Source organism: Muricoccus radiodurans (genome assembly GCF_050154705.1).
Lineage (GTDB): Bacteria > Pseudomonadota > Alphaproteobacteria > Acetobacterales > Acetobacteraceae > Roseomonas > Roseomonas radiodurans.
Genome location: NZ_CP189561.1, coordinates 4,835,690 through 4,851,372, shown reverse-complemented (window position 1 = coordinate 4,851,372; position 15,683 = coordinate 4,835,690). Strand labels below are relative to the sequence as shown.

13 protein-coding genes are annotated in these 15,683 nt (G+C 68.4%); 10 read left to right on the top strand and 3 right to left on the bottom strand.

Going from position 1 to position 15,683, the window contains the following annotated elements:
- Positions 1–10: 10 nt before the first annotated feature.
- A complete protein-coding gene (locus ACP6CK_RS22600; protein WP_426955571.1) occupies positions 11–1,648 on the bottom strand; it encodes a rhodanese-like domain-containing protein in 1,638 nt (545 codons plus the stop codon).
- A 959-nt stretch (positions 1,649–2,607) separates the two neighbouring features.
- On the opposite strand from ACP6CK_RS22600, the gene ACP6CK_RS22595 reads away from it, so the two are divergent.
- The 4 genes from ACP6CK_RS22595 to ACP6CK_RS22580 all read left to right on the top strand — a co-directional run bounded on the left by ACP6CK_RS22595 (position 2,608) and on the right by ACP6CK_RS22580 (position 4,243).
- On the top strand, positions 2,608–2,844 hold the full coding sequence (locus ACP6CK_RS22595; RefSeq protein ID WP_426959966.1) for a DUF6894 family protein: 237 nt from the start codon (positions 2,608–2,610) through the stop codon (positions 2,842–2,844).
- Between the two features lie 245 nt (positions 2,845–3,089).
- Positions 3,090–3,341 (top strand): helix-turn-helix domain-containing protein, encoded by a 252-nt coding sequence (locus tag ACP6CK_RS22590; protein WP_426955570.1) that lies wholly within the window; start codon positions 3,090–3,092, stop codon positions 3,339–3,341.
- 304 nt (positions 3,342–3,645) lie between these two features.
- A complete protein-coding gene (locus ACP6CK_RS22585; protein WP_426955569.1) occupies positions 3,646–3,882 on the top strand; it encodes a DUF6894 family protein in 237 nt (78 codons plus the stop codon).
- Positions 3,883–4,021: 139 nt separating this feature from the next.
- Entirely contained in the window at positions 4,022–4,243 is a 222-nt protein-coding gene (locus ACP6CK_RS22580) for a DUF3606 domain-containing protein (protein ID WP_426955568.1), read from the top strand.
- A gap of 271 nt (positions 4,244–4,514) precedes the next feature.
- On the opposite strand, the gene ACP6CK_RS22575 is transcribed toward ACP6CK_RS22580, so the two are convergent.
- Positions 4,515–4,844: a hypothetical protein gene (locus tag ACP6CK_RS22575; RefSeq protein ID WP_426955567.1), complete on the bottom strand. Its 330-nt coding sequence runs from the start codon at positions 4,842–4,844 to the stop codon at positions 4,515–4,517.
- Positions 4,845–5,235: 391 nt separating this feature from the next.
- Here ACP6CK_RS22575 and cphA point away from each other — a divergent pair, with 391 nt between their 5' ends.
- From cphA to ACP6CK_RS22555, 4 genes are read left to right on the top strand one after another with little or no spacing between them, the layout of a single operon-like run.
- Positions 5,236–7,992, top strand: a complete 2,757-nt coding sequence (cphA, locus tag ACP6CK_RS22570) for a cyanophycin synthetase (protein WP_426955566.1) — start codon at positions 5,236–5,238, stop codon at positions 7,990–7,992.
- Between the two features lie 2 nt (positions 7,993–7,994).
- Positions 7,995–8,867: an isoaspartyl peptidase/L-asparaginase family protein gene (locus ACP6CK_RS22565; RefSeq protein ID WP_426955565.1), complete on the top strand. Its 873-nt coding sequence runs from the start codon at positions 7,995–7,997 to the stop codon at positions 8,865–8,867.
- Positions 8,860–9,702, top strand: a complete 843-nt coding sequence (locus tag ACP6CK_RS22560) for a cyanophycinase (protein ID WP_426955564.1) — start codon at positions 8,860–8,862, stop codon at positions 9,700–9,702. The genes ACP6CK_RS22565 and ACP6CK_RS22560 overlap by 8 nt, the downstream gene beginning before the upstream one ends.
- Positions 9,699–10,670, top strand: a complete 972-nt coding sequence (locus ACP6CK_RS22555) for a TIGR03885 family FMN-dependent LLM class oxidoreductase (protein WP_426955563.1) — start codon at positions 9,699–9,701, stop codon at positions 10,668–10,670. The genes ACP6CK_RS22560 and ACP6CK_RS22555 overlap by 4 nt, the downstream gene beginning before the upstream one ends.
- A gap of 324 nt (positions 10,671–10,994) precedes the next feature.
- On the opposite strand, the gene ACP6CK_RS22550 is transcribed toward ACP6CK_RS22555, so the two are convergent.
- Positions 10,995–11,285: a hypothetical protein gene (locus ACP6CK_RS22550; protein WP_426955562.1), complete on the bottom strand. Its 291-nt coding sequence runs from the start codon at positions 11,283–11,285 to the stop codon at positions 10,995–10,997.
- A gap of 594 nt (positions 11,286–11,879) precedes the next feature.
- Here ACP6CK_RS22550 and ACP6CK_RS22545 point away from each other — a divergent pair.
- The gene (locus ACP6CK_RS22545) at positions 11,880–13,580 is read left to right on the top strand and encodes a di-heme-cytochrome C peroxidase (RefSeq protein ID WP_426955561.1); all 1,701 of its coding nucleotides are present in this window, start codon (positions 11,880–11,882) and stop codon (positions 13,578–13,580) included.
- A gap of 33 nt (positions 13,581–13,613) precedes the next feature.
- Positions 13,614–15,464: an NAD(P)-binding protein gene (locus ACP6CK_RS22540; protein WP_426955560.1), complete on the top strand. Its 1,851-nt coding sequence runs from the start codon at positions 13,614–13,616 to the stop codon at positions 15,462–15,464.
- Positions 15,465–15,683 lie beyond the last annotated feature (219 nt).

Below are 15,683 nucleotides of genomic sequence, written 5' to 3'. Positions count from 1 at the left end.
GGCGTTCCCCTCAGCCCTGCGCGAGGATCTGGAACCGGGCATCCCCGTCCCGCGCGATCTGCGCGGGCAGGTTCAGTTCCCAGGCGATGTAGCGTCGCTTCTCCGCCTCCTGCCGCTCGGGCGGATGCTGGGCCGGTGCGAGCCAGACGTCGTCGTCCGCCAGCAGGCGCTGCGCGCCCGCCTCAACGGGCAGGCCAGCCGCCTTCCAAGCCTCCAGACCGCCGAGCAGCACGCGCACCCGCTTGCCCGATGCCCAGGCGAGTTCATCCGCGGCGAAGGCGGCCAGCGCGTCGTCGCCCGCCAGGACGGCGTAGTCCGGGGCGTCCGGCGCGTGGTCGACGGCCGCTGCGCCCAGGCGGGTCCGCGTCGTGAACCAAGCCCCTGGCACATGGCCGGCTCGGAAGGCGCGGCTCGATCCCACGTCGAACACCGCCGTTCCCCTGCCGATGGCGGCGTAAAGGCTGGCGGCGTCGATCCAGTCCGGGCGCAGCTCCCCGAGACCGAGGACGCGTCGCGGCTCCGGGCCGGTCTCGAGCGCGCCGGAGAGGCCGCCCTCCAGCACGTAGACCTCGTCCCAACCGAGTTGCAGGAGCCACGACGCCGTCACCGGCGCGCGCACGTCCTCCGCGTCCGCCAGCACGATGCGCGAGCGCAGCGTGCCGACATAGCTGTCCGTCGCCTGCACGAGCTGTCCGCCCGGCGCGGAGCGGAAGCCCGGCAGATGGCCAGCGCGATACTCCTCCGGGCTCCGCACGTCGAAGAGGAAAAGGCTCCTTCCGCTGTCGGCCCGCAGCGAGGCGAGTTCCCCCGGCGTGATGCGGAGGACACCGGCGCGACGCGCCAGGTCGGCCGCCGCCATCCTGGCCCAGGCGAGGGTGCCGGGACCTGGGCGGGGCACCTGGGATGTCTCGCCGTGGCGCAGCGTCAGGCCGGCCAGCTCCCAGCCCATCGTGCCGTTCTCCAGGGCGACGACGCGGTTCGGCAGGCCGGCATTGATCAGGGCCTGGGCGCCGATGATGCTGCGCGTCCGCCCCGCGCAATTGACGACGACGAGCGTGCCAGGATCCGGCGCGGCCTCCCGCGCGCGCAGGACGAGCTCGGCTCCCGGGCAGTCGAGGCCACCCGGGATGCTCATGGTCTGGAATTCGGGCAGCGGCCGGCTATCCAGGACCACGAGGTCATGCCCCTCCGCCTGCAGCCGGGCGACCTCTGCGGCGGTCAGGTGCGGCGTTCCGGCCCTCTGCTCCACCACCTCGCCGAAGGCCTTGCTCGGCACGTTGGTGCCGGTGAACACCTCGAAGCCGGCCGCCTCCCAGCCGCGCGTGCCGCTGTCCAGGGCCGAGACGTCGGTGTAGCCGAGCTGCGCGAGGCGCTTCGCGCCGTCCGCGATGAGCGAACCATCCAGGTCCGAGAGCACGATGCGCGTGGCCGCGCGCGGCACCAAGCCCGCGATCACCGCTTCCAGTCGGCTCAGCGGGGCGGGAACGGCGAAGAGGAGATGCCCTTCGGCGGCGAAGGCGCCCTCCTCCCGAAGATCCAGGATGGCGATCTCCGCGCCGTCGCGCAGCGCCGCCTTCACGGCGGATGGTGTGAGAAGACGGGGCTTCCCGGCTTCCTGAGCGACCGGGCGGTCGAGAACGAGAGACATGGCAACCTCCGAACGCCCGGAGGTTTCACGCATCAGTTTTGATGATCAACTCTTTTCCACGAATAAAATTTGTATTTCCCCGATGATCCGATGGGGAGGACGCGAGTACCGTCGAGCGCCGGCCTCCCGCAGCGAAGATTATCTTGACCGCTCTCGAGAATCCTGCGTCGCCAGGGTCCGCTCCCCGATCAGCAGAACCGATCACACAGGGGGCCCCTCGGGCGATCACATCTGACGCGGGACCGAAGGAGTCGTCAGCGTCCCTCGGATCACTCAGATCAGATGGTTGTTCGCTTACCCGCTGCTCGCCGCGCAGAGGTTGGGAGGGCTAGGGTGCTGCCGATCGTGATGTGCTCGAACGGGCTCCACCACTAACCGTAGATGTACGAGAAACCCGTCACGAGGAGCGCCGTCAGAATACACAGCACCGAGAGGGCCGCGCTTGCACCCAGGATGAACAACCACCACTCCGTGCGCTGGGCCTCGCCTTCATCGCTCCGCCAGGGTGTCCTGTGGCGTAGCGTGATCCCGTGGATAATGCCGACCGGAGCGATGCTATCGGCGTGAGCGGCACGCACCCGGCCCTGGTGGCCCTTCAGCTTGGTTTGCGTATCTGACAAGGAAGAGATGAACCCCGGAAGGTGAGGACCGATTCCGGGTGTTAACGTTCAGCTAACCATCTCGTGCACGCGGGCGATTTAATTGTTCGAGTTCAACCGCAAGTTGCGCGAAGGACTGATCTGGCCCTGTCCCACATTGCCCATCACTTGGATGGCCTTTGTCAGACGTCTTGTTGCTACCTTACCAACACGAGGCCGAAGGTCTGTATTCGCGGGGCGCCCGTCTGCCTGGCAGCGGCGACGGTGCCACGGCTGCACCTCACATTTGTCCAGAGGTGGGCTGTCTGAAGCGGCCCCCCAGGTGGGCGAGGAGTCAATCATTTCGGACGAGCTTCCGTGATGCTCTGCTTCTACTTCGATCCCTCGGATGGCTCCGCCGAGGATCGCAACGTGGAGGGATCAGATCTGTCGGATCGCGCAAGCGCGCGTCGGGCCACCCTCACGTCTCTTCGCGATATGGTCTGGGACCAGATCGCCCCGGGCGGCCGACGCGCGTTCAAGGCGGTCGTGCGGGATCAGGCCGGATCCTCGGTCTACGCCGCCACACTTTCACTCGATGAGGGCTGGAGGTCCTAGGCGCCTCGTCTTCAGGACGGGAAGATCGATCTTTTCAGCTCGGCACCCCGTCCAAAGAAGCTTGAGAGCGCGGCTCGCGCGACCCAGCATGTCGCCCACGGCCGTCAAGAACGCGGCTAATTCTACTCACTCTTCCAGTCCCACGGTGAGACCTCCCCACTTCCGCTCATGCCTCAGGACAAGAGGCGAGTTGGAGCTGCCGCCAGCGCACCGCTCACGAGCGCGCATCCCACCTTCTCTGCGAGATGTTGCTGCGCCTCCGGGCCGTCGATCTCGCGCCAGACCTGTCGTTCAAGCTGTCGGTGACCCAGGGCGAGTTCGGAGATGCACTCGGGCTCTCGACGGTCCATGTGAACCGCGTCTTGCAGGACTTGCGCCGGGAGGGTCTGATCGCGTGGACGAAATCCACCGTCACGGTGCTGAGGTGGGAGGGACTGCAGGAACTCTGCGCGTTCGATCCCACCTACCTTCATCAAGACCACAAAGGACGACCCTGACGCTTACTGACATTCCGTGCAGGTGGTAGCCGGCGCTCCTGACGGGGAGGGGCCGCCGGTCCATGCGGGAGACCGGTTGGTCGCCGTGCTCGTCCGCTTATCAACGGAGCACGAGGTAGCCGGCGAATCGTTCCCGGAACACGGCTCTGGCCGACTGGACCCGCCGACGCACCCCACTTCCGGACCTACAGGCGGCTGAGCGCTGGATCGTGAATGCACCGGGCCGGTGCCCTTCGAGGTTCGACGCGCCGAGCGCTTAACCCAGGTGGTTGCCGGCGTGGCCGCCACGGAGTGAGGCTGGTCCGTGCCCCATTATTTCGTCGACACATCGGACGGCGATCGGTTCATCCGCGACGAGATCGGCCTCGAAGCGCGGGACCTGCAGGCTGTCCGGGACGAAGCCATGGCGGCCCTCCCCTCCATGGGACGGGAGCTCCTGGCGAGTGGGGACTTGCGGGAACTCTTCGTGATCATCCGGGATCCGGTTGGCCGCGTGCTCTGCAGGGTACGGCTGACGATCTGGTGCGAATGGTCGGACTGAGGATCATCCGTCGAGCGATCTCGGCCCCGACACCTCTTCTTCGAGCGGAATGCGGCGGCGGCCGGTCCCCACTAACAGAGGATAATGAAGGCACTTCTGTCCGGACATATGCACGCGCTTTCGCACAAGGGAGGCGCAAATGGCAGATGCTTCGCTTTCGGCGCTGCCGAGGAAGGACGAGCGGATCGATCTGCATGATCCCGTCAGCGTTCGACGCTGGGCGAACGCCTTCAGGTTGTCCGAACTGGATCTTGCCGTCGCCGTTCAAACGGCCGGTCCCAAGCCGAGCGCCGTCGCCTACCTGCTTCGGCGTGAGCCGCAGCCAGACGCTTCGACAGACACTGCCTCCGGCCGCTCCTGACGTTCCCCTATCGTACTGCGTTGCGATAGTGCACGTCCTCGCCAAAGGGCTCAGCCCGGCTCGGCACGGGGCAAGGGGACGTGGGGTCTGACATGTGCGGTTGGCTGACCGTGCTGTCGACCGCTCCCGTCTAAGCGGCCCGGAGATGGCAAAGTCGGGGGAGTGGGAAGGGGTTCTGAAGCGGGTCCAACAGCAGCAGCACCGTCGAGCAACAGGAAAGGAAGATCAGGTTGTTGCAGACATCCGAACAGCAGCATCTCCTGCCCGGCGCCTACCGGCTGTTGGACGCGATGAAGCAGTCCCACGTCGTGCTGAGCAGGGAGCTCGCAAAGGCGATACGCCGCCCATGATCACGCCGGCTGACTTCAACACGATCCCTGCACGCGAGGTGCCCATGACTCCGCTCGACCCAATATGCCCGGATGCGCTGCGTCACGCACGCGAGCAGAAGGCTCGCATCGCGCGTCAGCGGGAGATGATCGTTAACCTCGTCGAGCTTGGCCTCACCGACCTGCTCCCCTCCGCTCAGCGCTTTCTTGAACGGATGGAGAGCCGTGATCGACTGCTCAGCGAGAGGTTGCGTCGTATCGTCCGGGATCACGAGCCTTCCGCCTCCTAAGGACCTCTTTCCCGATCGGGGCAGAGGGAATGGAGCCGGTCTTTATCCTGACCGGCCCGGCCGCAGAGATGGATCCTGATCCCATCTTGTGCGCTGCAATGAGATCACCGTTCTGCGAGAAGCAGCCATAAGGCCTGACCAAGTAACCAGTGATAAGACCGACGCCCGCCGACCTGCTTACCGACACTGGCGTGCACTGCGCCTGCCGAACCGACCACCGAGCGTGACTCCGATGCGGCAGGCACCTCATCGGAGGTTGTCGTGCACGAGACGCCCCGGATCGCTTCCGGAAGTCCATCGCTCTTTCCACCCATCGCAGGTCGATCCCCCTCGGCGACGAGGACGTCCCACAACCAACCAACAAGGCTAGTCCATGACGCCCGACGTCCCAGCCGCCGAGGTCCAGGTCCCGGTGCGGCCGATGCGTGTTCTTCATACCGCCCTCTACAGGGGGCCGCATCTCTTCAGCCATACGCCGATGGTGCGGATCCGGCTGGATCTGGGCGCGCTGGAAGCCTTCCCGACCGACCGCCTGCCCGGTTTCACGGACGGGCTGCTCGCTGCGCTGCCAGGCCTGCAGGAGCATGGCTGCTGCTTCCGGTCGCCTGGCGGATTCGTACGCCGCCTGCGGGAGGGCACTTGGCTCGGCCACGTCGCGGAGCACGTCGCGCTGGAGCTGCAGACCCGGGCCGGATCAAAGGTGACCCGCGGCAAGACGCGCTCGGTCCGTGGCCGCACCGGCCACTACAATGTCCTCTTCGCCTACCGCGAGGAAGCGGCCGGGCTTCTCGCCGGCCGTCTCGCGTTGCAGATCGTGGACTCTCTCCTGCCACCGGCGTTGCGGGGCGTGACGGGCCTGGATGAACTCCATGGAGACGACCCTATGGCGGAAGGCGGCGGCGTGCCGGCGGCGGTCGGAGCGCTGGCCCGCATCGTGCGCCGTTCCGCACTGGGCCCCACCACCCGCTCCCTCGTGCAGGAGGCCGAGCGGCGCGGCATTCCCGTGATGCGGCTGGACGACCTCAGCCTTGTCCAGCTCGGCCACGGAGCGGCGCAGCAGCGCCTGCGCGCCAGCATCACCGGTCGCACCTCCTCCATCGCGGTGGACATCGCGGGGGACAAGGACCTCACGAAGACGCTCCTGGCAGAGTCCGGCCTGCCCGTGCCGCGCGGCGCCCTCGTCCGGAGCGCGGAGGAGGCGGTCCGAGAGGCCGAGCGCCTCGGTTATCCCGTGGTGACGAAGCCCCTGGACGGAAACCACGGGCGCGGCGTCAGCCTCGATCTCGACACGCCTGAGGCGGTCCAGCGCGGCTTCGAGGAGGCCGTCCGCCACAGCCGTCGCGTCATCGTGGAACAGCAGTTCCAGGGCCATGACCACCGCATCCTCGTCATCGGCGGCGAGGTGCGCGCGGTGGCGCAGCGCGTGCCCGCCCATGTGATCGGCGACGGCGAGCAGACCATCGCCGCGCTGATCGAGACGGTGAACCGGGACCCCCGCCGGGGCACGGGGCATGAGAGCATGCTGACCCGCATCGTGGTGGATGACCACGTGACCTGCTTGCTCGCCAGGAACGGGCTGACGCCGGAAAGCGTGCCTGCGGCGGGCTGCTGGGTCGCGTTGCGCGACACCGCAAACCTGTCCACCGGCGGCACGGCCATCGACCGCACGGACGACATCCACCCGGACAATGCCTGCATCGCCCGCCGCGCCGCACTGGCGATCGGGCTGGACGTGGCGGGAATCGACTTCCTGGCCCCCGACATCTCCCGCTCCGTGCGCGAGACGGGAGGCGGCATCGTGGAGGTGAACGCCGCCCCGGGCTTCCGCATGCATCTGGAGCCCTTCGAGGGCTGGGCGCGCGATATCGCTCGCCCCGTGATCGACATGCTCTTCCCGGACGGTGCCACCGGCCGCATCCCGATCCTCGCCATCACGGGGACGAACGGGAAATCCACCACCACCCGCATGGTCGCGCACATCATGCGGCGTGCCGGCCTGACGGTCGGGATGACCAGCACGAGTGGCATCTGGATCAACGATGACAAGGTGGCAGACGGCGATTCCAGCGGCCCGAGAAGCGCTCGCATGGTGCTGCGCGATCCCACCGTGCAGGCCGCCGTCCTCGAGACCGCCCGCGGCGGCATCCTCCGGGAAGGGCTTGCCTTCGAGGAATGCGATGTCGGCGCCGTGCTGAACGTCCAGGCGGACCATCTCGGCCTGAAGGAGGTGGACACGCTGGAGGACCTGGCCGCGGTGAAGTCGGTGGTGGTGGAAGCCGTCCGCCGCAACGGGTGCAGCGTGCTGAACGCCGACGACGCGCTCACCCTGGCCATGGAGCGGCACGCGGGCGGCCGGATCGCCCTCTTCTCCATGCGGGGTGGGTCCGCGATGTCCGATGCCCTGCGGGCCCATATCGCCGCCGGCGGCCTGGCCGTGACGCACGAGGAGCCGGGCGGCGAGATCATCGTCCATGACGACAGTCGCCGCCTGCCGCTGATGAGCGCGGCGGAAATCCCCGCGACTCTCGGCGGGCTGGCGGGCTTCAACATCCAGAACGCCCTCGCGGCCGTAGCGATGACCTACGCGCAGGGCGTCGCGCCGCCGGTGATCCGCGCCGCCCTCCAGACCTTCTCCACCTCCTTCGAGCAGAGCCCGGGGCGGCTGAACCTGCACGAGGTGGGCGGCATCCGGGTCCTGATGGACTACGCCCACAACCCGGCCGGACTGGCCGCACTCTGCAACCTCGTGACCAGGATGCGGCCCCCGCAAGGGCGGGTCATCGGCATGGTCAGCACCCCCGGCGACCGCCGGGACGAGGACATGCGGGAGATGGGGCGGATCGCCGCGGGCGCCTTCGACGAGGTGGTCCTGCGCGAGCGCCCGGACGGCCGCGGTCGCCCCGCGGGCGAGGTCATCCGCATCATCGCCGAGGGCGTCCTGGACGCCGGCTTCCCGGAGACGCGGCTGCACCGCGTGCTGGACGAGCAGGAAGCGGCGGGCCTCTGCCTGCGGATGGCACGGCCGGGCGACCTTGTCGTGCTGCTGCCGACCTCCGTCGGAGAAGTCTGGGCGCAGGTTCTTTCTTTCCAGCCGGAGAGCGCCCCGGCCCTGGCGCGGGAGATCGCCTGACCGTGCAAGAGGACCTGACGGGTTGGGTGCTCGTGCTGCACGGGGGTGCAAAATCCATCGATCCAATGAAGGAGGCGGCGAACCGTGCCGGATGCCTCGACGCCCTGGCTGCCGGTGCCGCGATGCTCCGCGCCGGCGCCAGCGCGCTGGATGCGGTGGAGGCGGCCATCCGCGTGCTGGAGGACGACCCGACCTTCAATGCCGGCCGCGGCTCCGTCCGAAACTCGGACGGAGAGGTGGAGATGGACGCCGCCCTGATGGATGGCGCGACGCTCGATCTCGGCGGTGTGGCCGCGATCCGCGCGGTGCGCCACCCCGTCTCCATCGCACGGCTGATGCTGCGGGAGACGCCGACGCTGCTGGTGGCCGAGGGCGCGAGATCCTTTGCGGCAGCCCGGGGCGCCGAACTCTGCCAGCCGGCGGAACTGCTCGTGCCCGAGACGGAGCCGGCGCACGACACGGTCGGCTGCATCGCATTGGACAGCCGCGGCCACCTCGCCGCCGGCACCTCGACCGGCGGGCTGGAGGGGTGCCATCCCGGCCGCGTGGGAGATTCCCCCCTGCCGGGCTGCGGCCTCTATGCCGATGACGCGGCGGGAGCCACGGTCTTCTCCGGAGACGGAGAGAGCATCTCGCGGAGCCTGCTCGCGGCCCGCGTCGTCCAGGGAATGGAGACGGGCGGGCCGCAGGCGTCGATGGAGGCGGCCATCGCCCGCCTGTCCCGCACCGGCGGGGAGGCGGGCGGCATCGCGCTCGACAGGATGGGGCGGATCGGCTGGGCTCACAACAGCCAGCACTTCGCAGTGGGCATCGCGAGGGAGGGTGGAGAGCTGCGAGCCTTTCTGCACCGGGACGAGGACGCGCGGCATGGCTAAGGCTCACCGGCCCGAAAGGGGACCGCTGATCATCATCGGTGGGCATGAGGACAAGGAGGGCGACCGCGCCATCCTGCGCGAGGTCGCGCAGCACCTGAAAGGCGGCCGCCTTGTCGTGGCCACCGTGGCGTCCCACGCGCCGGAGGGCTATTTCGACTCCTATGTCCAGGCCTTCGGCGCGCTGGGCATCACGGACCTTGTGGAGCTCTACATCCAGGAGCGCTCCGAGACGCATGACGAGGCGAAGCTCCGCCTCTTCGACGGGGCGGCCGGCGTGTTCTTCTCCGGCGGCGACCAGCTCCGGATCAGCAGCCAGCTCGGCGACACGCCGGTGGAGCGACGGGTGCGCGAGATCCACGAGTCCGGCGGTGTGATCGCCGGGACCTCTGCCGGGGCCTCGGCGATGAGCGATACGATGCTGGTCAAGGGGAGCAGCCAGGAGACGCACCGGATCGGCGACCTTCACCTCGCGGCCGGCCTCGGCTTCGTGCGGGACGTCATCATCGACCAGCACTTCGCCGAGCGGGGCCGGATCGGCCGCCTGCTCGGCGCCGTCGCGCAGAATCCTCGGGAGCTCGGCATCGGTATCGACGAGGACACCGCCATTATCCTCCGTGAATCCCGCTTCGAGGTGCTGGGCAGCGGCGGCGTCTACGTCGTGGATGGGGGTGGCGTGTCGCACTCCAACATCGCGGAGGCCGAGGCGGAGCGCGCCCTGTCGATCCACGACGTGCGTCTGCACGTGCTCTGCGCCGGCGACCGCTTCGATCTCTCGGGCCGCCGCCCCGCCCTGGCCGAGAACCGGGAGGCCAAGGCCCAGGCCGCCGATCGTTGACCCGCTTCAGCTACCACGTGTCGCACGAGCAGTTCCCGCCGCGCGACCTTCTGGACCTTGTGCAGCAGGCGGAGGCGGCGGGGTTCGACGCCGCCTTCTCCTCCGACCACCTGCAGCCCTGGGCGGCGGTACAGGGGCAGTCCGGCTTCGCCTGGTCCTGGCTCGGCGCTGCGATGCAGGCGACGAGGAAGCTGAGCTTCGGTATCATCAGCGTTCCCGGTGGCTGGCGCTACAGCCCGGCCGTGCTCGCCCAGGCGATCGCCACCCTCGGGCAGCTGTTCCCGGGGCGCCTACCCTGGGTGGCGCTGGGCAGCGGCCAGGCGATGAACGAGGCCGTCACTGGCCAGCCCTGGCCCGACAAGGCGGAGCGCAATGCCCGGCTGCGCGAGGGAGCGGACATCATCCGTGCCCTCCTGGCCGGGGAGACCGTTACCCATCGCGGCCGCGTCACCGTGGTCGAGGCCCGGATCTGGTCCCGCCCGAAACTTCCCTCCCGACTGATCGGCGCGGCGATCAGTGAGGAGACGGCCGAATGGGTCGGCGGCTGGGCCGACGGGCTGCTGACCGCCGGGAGCCGGCCGGAGGCGCTCCGCCGCACCGTCGCCGCTTTTCGGCGGGGTGGTGGGGAGGGCAAGCCGATCTACCTCAAGGCCGACCTTTGCTGGGCCCCGACCGAGGAGGAGGCCCTGCGGCAGGCCCATGAGCAATGGCGCTTCAACCTGCTGGGCGGTGAGGTGAACTGGGACCTGCGCACGCCCGCCCATTTCGAGGCCGCCGCCCGCTTCATCCGGCCCGATGATCTGCGGGGGCCGGTGCATGTCTCCGCCGATCCGGCCCGCCACGTGGACTGGCTTGCCGAGTGTGCCGGAATCGGCTTTGAAAGCATCGACCTGCACCATGTCGGGACCGACCAGCGGCGGTTCATCGAGATCTTCGGCGACAAGGTCCTGCCAGCGCTGAGAGCCTGAGGCCACCTGCAACGAAGTCCCGGCTCAACGCCGAACACATTCACGCCCCGGGTCCGGTCATGATGGGTCGGAAATGGGCCAGATCCAAAGACCTTGCATCCACATAGAGGACCGGCGTGAAGGGACACCTCCGCGGTGCAAGCGAGTCTCTACAGCTTCCTTATCGTCGCCTTCGGGCCTTCCTCTTCGAGCCGAAGCCAACACATCCGCTCGGCGCATCGTCGTTGGGTAGCCGGCCGACCCGTTGAGGACACGTGGTAAGTTCGACGGACAGAGACGGTCGGCGAGCGGGCCTTTAGAAGCGCGCAGAGCACACGGCGATTGTCAGCTGCGCCGGTCCTCGCCCTCAAGAACTGGAATGCGTCGGCTTCGCCGAGGCGCGTCGGCCTGGCACATGAGACGCAGCACATTCATGGAGCGGTTCTCGCTTCGCAGAACCTCCAGATGGGTCGCGGCGCCGTTCGGACGGTGCAGAGCGGCAAGCATCTCCGCGAGCAACTCATCCGCCACGGTCAGCCTGCGCATCTGGGCGTATTGGGCCAAGTCCTGTATCGCCTGAACAGCGCTGCTTTGATCGTTGCTGCCCTGTCGTTGCTGCGGCTCGGCGCGTACCATGGGTGCACCTCTTCCTTGGACACTACACAAATGGTGTGGAAGGAAAAAAGTTAACAGCATTTATGTTGTACGAGCGCAGATTGGGCGGCGAACTAATATATTGATTAGGTTGCATATTTCGCGTTCTGTCTACAAAATGTCCCGGTAGTTGGGATTTTTACTTACATTAAACTTTATGTGACCGGCAGAGGCTGGAGCAGTCGGCCGTCGGGCCACACCATCGACCCGCTTCAGTAAATGAATCCGCAATCGCCCGAGTTGGACGCCGATGTCGACCGGATCACGATGCCCGCGTAGACGAAAGGTGTGCCGCGATCGTTGCGCGTGAGCGTTGCTTGAAAGTGAGGCGGAGTGCTTGGTGAAGGCCGGCGACGACGGCGGAAAAGTCGCCATGGCGCCGCAGAACGACAGTGGGAACAATCAGGTCTCGCGATGGGCTGGCTTTGAACCAATGCTTGTCGGATCCGCTTCCAGGCCACGAATTGCCGTCACCGTTCTGATCCGCTCCCATGGCGACGTGTGTCATCCTCCGATTGTGAAGCGAAATGATCGCGCCTAGACTCGCGTCAGGACGACGCGGGGACATGCACGCCCATGCCGAGGTACGCGACGGCTGTCATCTCGGCGGCGCTGCTCGGCGCCTTCTCGGTGGGCTGCGCCAACCTGCCCGCCTACAATCCGCCAGGGAACCTGACCTTCGCCGAGCAGAACTGGACGGATGCCCAGCGACGTTGGTTCTACCATGCCTCACAGGGCACACGGCTGCTGCCCCTGTCCTGGTTCCTGGCACTTGAGCAGCCCGAACTCAGCCTGACCGGCGCGCCGCGCTTCTCGGCACCGGACTACCTGGCGCGCTTCGGCTTCCTGCCCGACCCACCCTCGGCGGCAAATCCGCATGGCCTCCCGGTGGGTTTCGCGCCCGACGATCGCTTCCCCGACGAGGACGGAAAACCCGAGACGATCGTCGGCCTGACCTGTGCAGCCTGCCATACCGGCCAGATCGAACGTGGCGGCCGCGCCATCCGCATCGACGGCGGCCCGGCCATGACGGACACGGGCGCGTTTCAACGTCAGTTGGGTGTTGCCCTGCTGTTGACGCAGCAATCCGAACCCCGCTTCGGGCGCTTCGCGCCGGCCGTCCTCGGCGCAGAGGATACCCCCGCCGCGCGGGAGCGACTCCGTGCCCGGCTGGATCGCATCGTCGCGGCCGGGCGGGACGAACTCGGCATGGCCCGGCAGGGGCGGCTCTACCCGGTGGCGGAAGGCTTCGGCCGGCTCGATGCACTGGGCCGCGGCGGGAATTTCGTCTTCGGCACGGTGCTCAACGACCGGCGGAACTTCGCCGTGGCGGATGCGCCGGTGAGCTTTCCTGCTCTCTGGGACGCGCCCTGGTTCGACTGGGTGCAGTACAACGGCGCCATCCGCCAGCCGATGGGCCGGAACGTCGCCGAGGCGATGGGCGTGCGCGCCGGCACGAAGCTGTCAGGGCCGCCCGAGCAGCTCTACCGCTCCACCGTGCGCATCGAGACCATTCACGAGATGGAACGCCTACTGGCTGGCCCTGTGCCTCGCGCCGGTCTGCGCCCGCCGCCCTGGCCGGAGGAGCTCCTGGGCCCGATCGATCGGACCGCCGCCGCGCGTGGAGCGGTGCTGTACAGGGAGCTCTGCGCCGGTTGTCACGAGGGGCGATGGGCCACGGTGGCGGGCGGTCCGGGAGAGTTGGAGCGTCAGGAACTCCGCCTCAACATGATCCCGTTGGAGCGCATCGGCACCGACCCGAATGCCGCGATGAACTTCGTCCGCCGCCGTGCATATCTCGACTCCTCGTCCCGAACACCGGTCTCGGCGGCAGAGGGCTTGCAGCGCGTCACCACGGAAGTGATCCGGACCTGGTACGAGCAGAACAGCGTGCCGGCCGATCAGCGTCGGGAGATGGACGGCTACAGGGCGAATGAGTGGCGATCCCCGGCCGCTTACCGAGCACGTCCCTTGGACGGCCTCTGGGCGACCGCCCCCTACCTGCACAACGGCTCGGTTCCGACCCTGTACCAGATGCTGATCCCCCCGGAGCAGCGCGACGTGGCCTTCTACGTCGGCAGCCGCCAGTTCAACCCACGCGACGTCGGCTTCGAGACAGGGCCCTTCGAGGGGGGCTTCCGCTTCGACACCACGATCTCCGGCAATTCGAACCGCGGACACGCTTTCCGGGACGGTCCACGTGGCAACGGCACCATCGGCCCGGCCCTGACCGAGGCGCAGCGACGGGACTTGGTGGAGTTTCTCAAGACCCTCTGACACGTCCCACCACACCCCGAGGAGAGTTCCGCCGTGAGCATCACGCGACGCGACTTCCTGAACGGGTTCGCCCTGACGGTCGCGGCAGGCCTGTCCCCCCGGGCCGCGCTGGCCCAACTTGGGCCAGCCTCCTATCCCCCGGCGCTGACGGGCCTGCGGGGGAGCCATGATGGATCCTACGAGGCGGCGCACCGGCTCGGCCTGTCCGGCGAGTCCTTCGACCTCGCCTCGCTGCCATCGTCGGAGGAACGCTACGACCTCGTGGTGGTGGGGGCCGGGCTGAGCGGCCTCGCCGCCGCCTGGTTCCACCGGCGGGTGCATCCCGGCGCGCGGGTCCTGATCCTGGACAACCACGACGACTTCGGTGGCCACGCCCGGCGCAACGAGTTCACCGTCGGCGGCCGACTGCTGCTTGGCTACGGCGGGAGCGAGACGCTCGATTCACCGGCGTCGCACAGCGATGTCGTGAAGGAGCTGCTGCGCGAGCTCGGTGTCGAGGTGGCGCGTTTCGAGACGGCCTTCGACCGGGAGCTGTACCCATCCCTCGGCATGGGCCGGGGGATCTTCTTCGATCGCGAGACCTTCGGCGAGGACCGGCTGGTGACGGGCGACCCCACCCGCCTGCCAGACGAGTGGCTCCGCGACGGCCGGGCGCACGCCCGGCCGATTCGCGAGTTGATCGCCGACTTCCCGCTCGGCGAGGCGGACCGCGCCGCGCTGCTGGACCTACACGAGACGCCGCGGGACCACCTTGCGGGCCTGACGGCGGAGGAGAAGCGGCGCGTCCTGGACCGCATCACATATCGCGACTTCCTGATCGGCAAGGCCGGGCTGAGCGAGGCAGCGGCGTCCTATTTCCAGAACCGCAGCCTCGACCTCTTCGCCGCGGGCGCCGATCTGGTCGCCGCCCGCACCGCGCAGGAGCTGGACCTGCCGGGCTTTGCGGGTCTCGGCCTCGGCAGCGCCGCCCAGGGGGTCGAGGCGCATGAACCGTACATCCACCACTTTCCCGACGGGAACGCCTCGATCGCGCGCCTGCTGGTGCGGGAACTGATCCCGGCTGCGGCGCCGGGGCGCGGCATGGACAGCATCGTGCTGGCGCCCTTCGACTACACGCGGCTCGACGAGGCGGGGGCGCCGGTGCGGCTGCGGCTGAACAGCACCGTCGTCGCGGTACGGCGGCCGGAGGGGCCCGTGGAGCTGGGCTACCTACGTGGCGGCGCGCTGGAGCGCGTGCGCGCGGAGGCGGTGGTGCTGGCGGGCTGGAACATGATGGTGCCGCACCTTCTGCCCGACCTGCCGGATGATCAGAGAACCGCGCTCGCGGGAAACGTGAAGGCGCCGCTCGTCTACGCCAATGTGGCGCTGCGGGGGTGGCAGTCCTTCGTTGAGCGAGGGGTGCACCTGATTCACGCCCCCGCGGCGACCTGGAGCCGCACCAACCTGGACTTCCCCGTGGACCTGGGCGGCTACCGCTGCCCGCGCCAGCCGGACGAACCGATCCTGGTCCACATGGTCTGGGCGCCCGTCGCCCCGAACCAAGGGCTGGACGCGCGCGCCCAATATCGCGCAGGCCGGGGCGTGTTGCTGGGCACCCCCTTCGACGCGATCGAGGAGGGCATTCGGGATCAGTTGCGCCGCATGCTGGGACCGGGCTTCGACGACGGGCGGGACATCGCCGGCCTGACCGTCAACCGATGGTCACATGGCTATGCCTATGATCCCGCGGCGCTGACCGAGGAGGCCCGGGTGCCGGAGGCCACCATGGCGGTGGCGCGCCGCCCACTGGGGCGCGTCGCGATCGCGAACTCGGACGCGGGCTGGAGCGCCTATGCGCAGACCGCGATCGACGAGGCCTGGCGCGCTGTGCAGGAGCTTCGCTGAGAGGCTGGGCAGAGGCCTGCCCCTCCTCAACAGCCCCCGTGTCAGCGTCAAACGCGTCCAGGCGCCCCTTCCCGCAGGTGCTCGGGCAGCCCGGTCACTCGGCGCCCAAGCCAGCACGATGTCACCAAACAGGGCAGGCGGCGCTCACGGGCAGCACTGACCGCCACCTCACCTCCGCTTGGCAGGAATCCTCACTCCGTAACGAGCACGACCGTCACC

Excerpts from the sequence above, each read along its gene's own strand:
- ACP6CK_RS22545 (WP_426955561.1), top strand. The coding sequence starts at position 11,880 with ATGCCGAGGTACGCGACGGCTGTCATCTCGGCGGCGCTGCTCGGCGCC.
- ACP6CK_RS22595 (WP_426959966.1), top strand. The coding sequence starts at position 2,608 with ATGCTCTGCTTCTACTTCGATCCCTCGGATGGCTCCGCCGAGGATCGC.
- ACP6CK_RS22560 (WP_426955564.1), top strand. The coding sequence starts at position 8,860 with ATGGCTAAGGCTCACCGGCCCGAAAGGGGACCGCTGATCATCATCGGT.
- ACP6CK_RS22550 (WP_426955562.1), bottom strand. The coding sequence starts at position 11,285 with ATGGTACGCGCCGAGCCGCAGCAACGACAGGGCAGCAACGATCAAAGC.
- cphA (WP_426955566.1), top strand. The coding sequence starts at position 5,236 with ATGACGCCCGACGTCCCAGCCGCCGAGGTCCAGGTCCCGGTGCGGCCG.
- ACP6CK_RS22590 (WP_426955570.1), top strand. The coding sequence starts at position 3,090 with ATGTTGCTGCGCCTCCGGGCCGTCGATCTCGCGCCAGACCTGTCGTTC.
- ACP6CK_RS22600 (WP_426955571.1), bottom strand. The coding sequence starts at position 1,648 with ATGTCTCTCGTTCTCGACCGCCCGGTCGCTCAGGAAGCCGGGAAGCCC.
- ACP6CK_RS22580 (WP_426955568.1), top strand. The coding sequence starts at position 4,022 with ATGGCAGATGCTTCGCTTTCGGCGCTGCCGAGGAAGGACGAGCGGATC.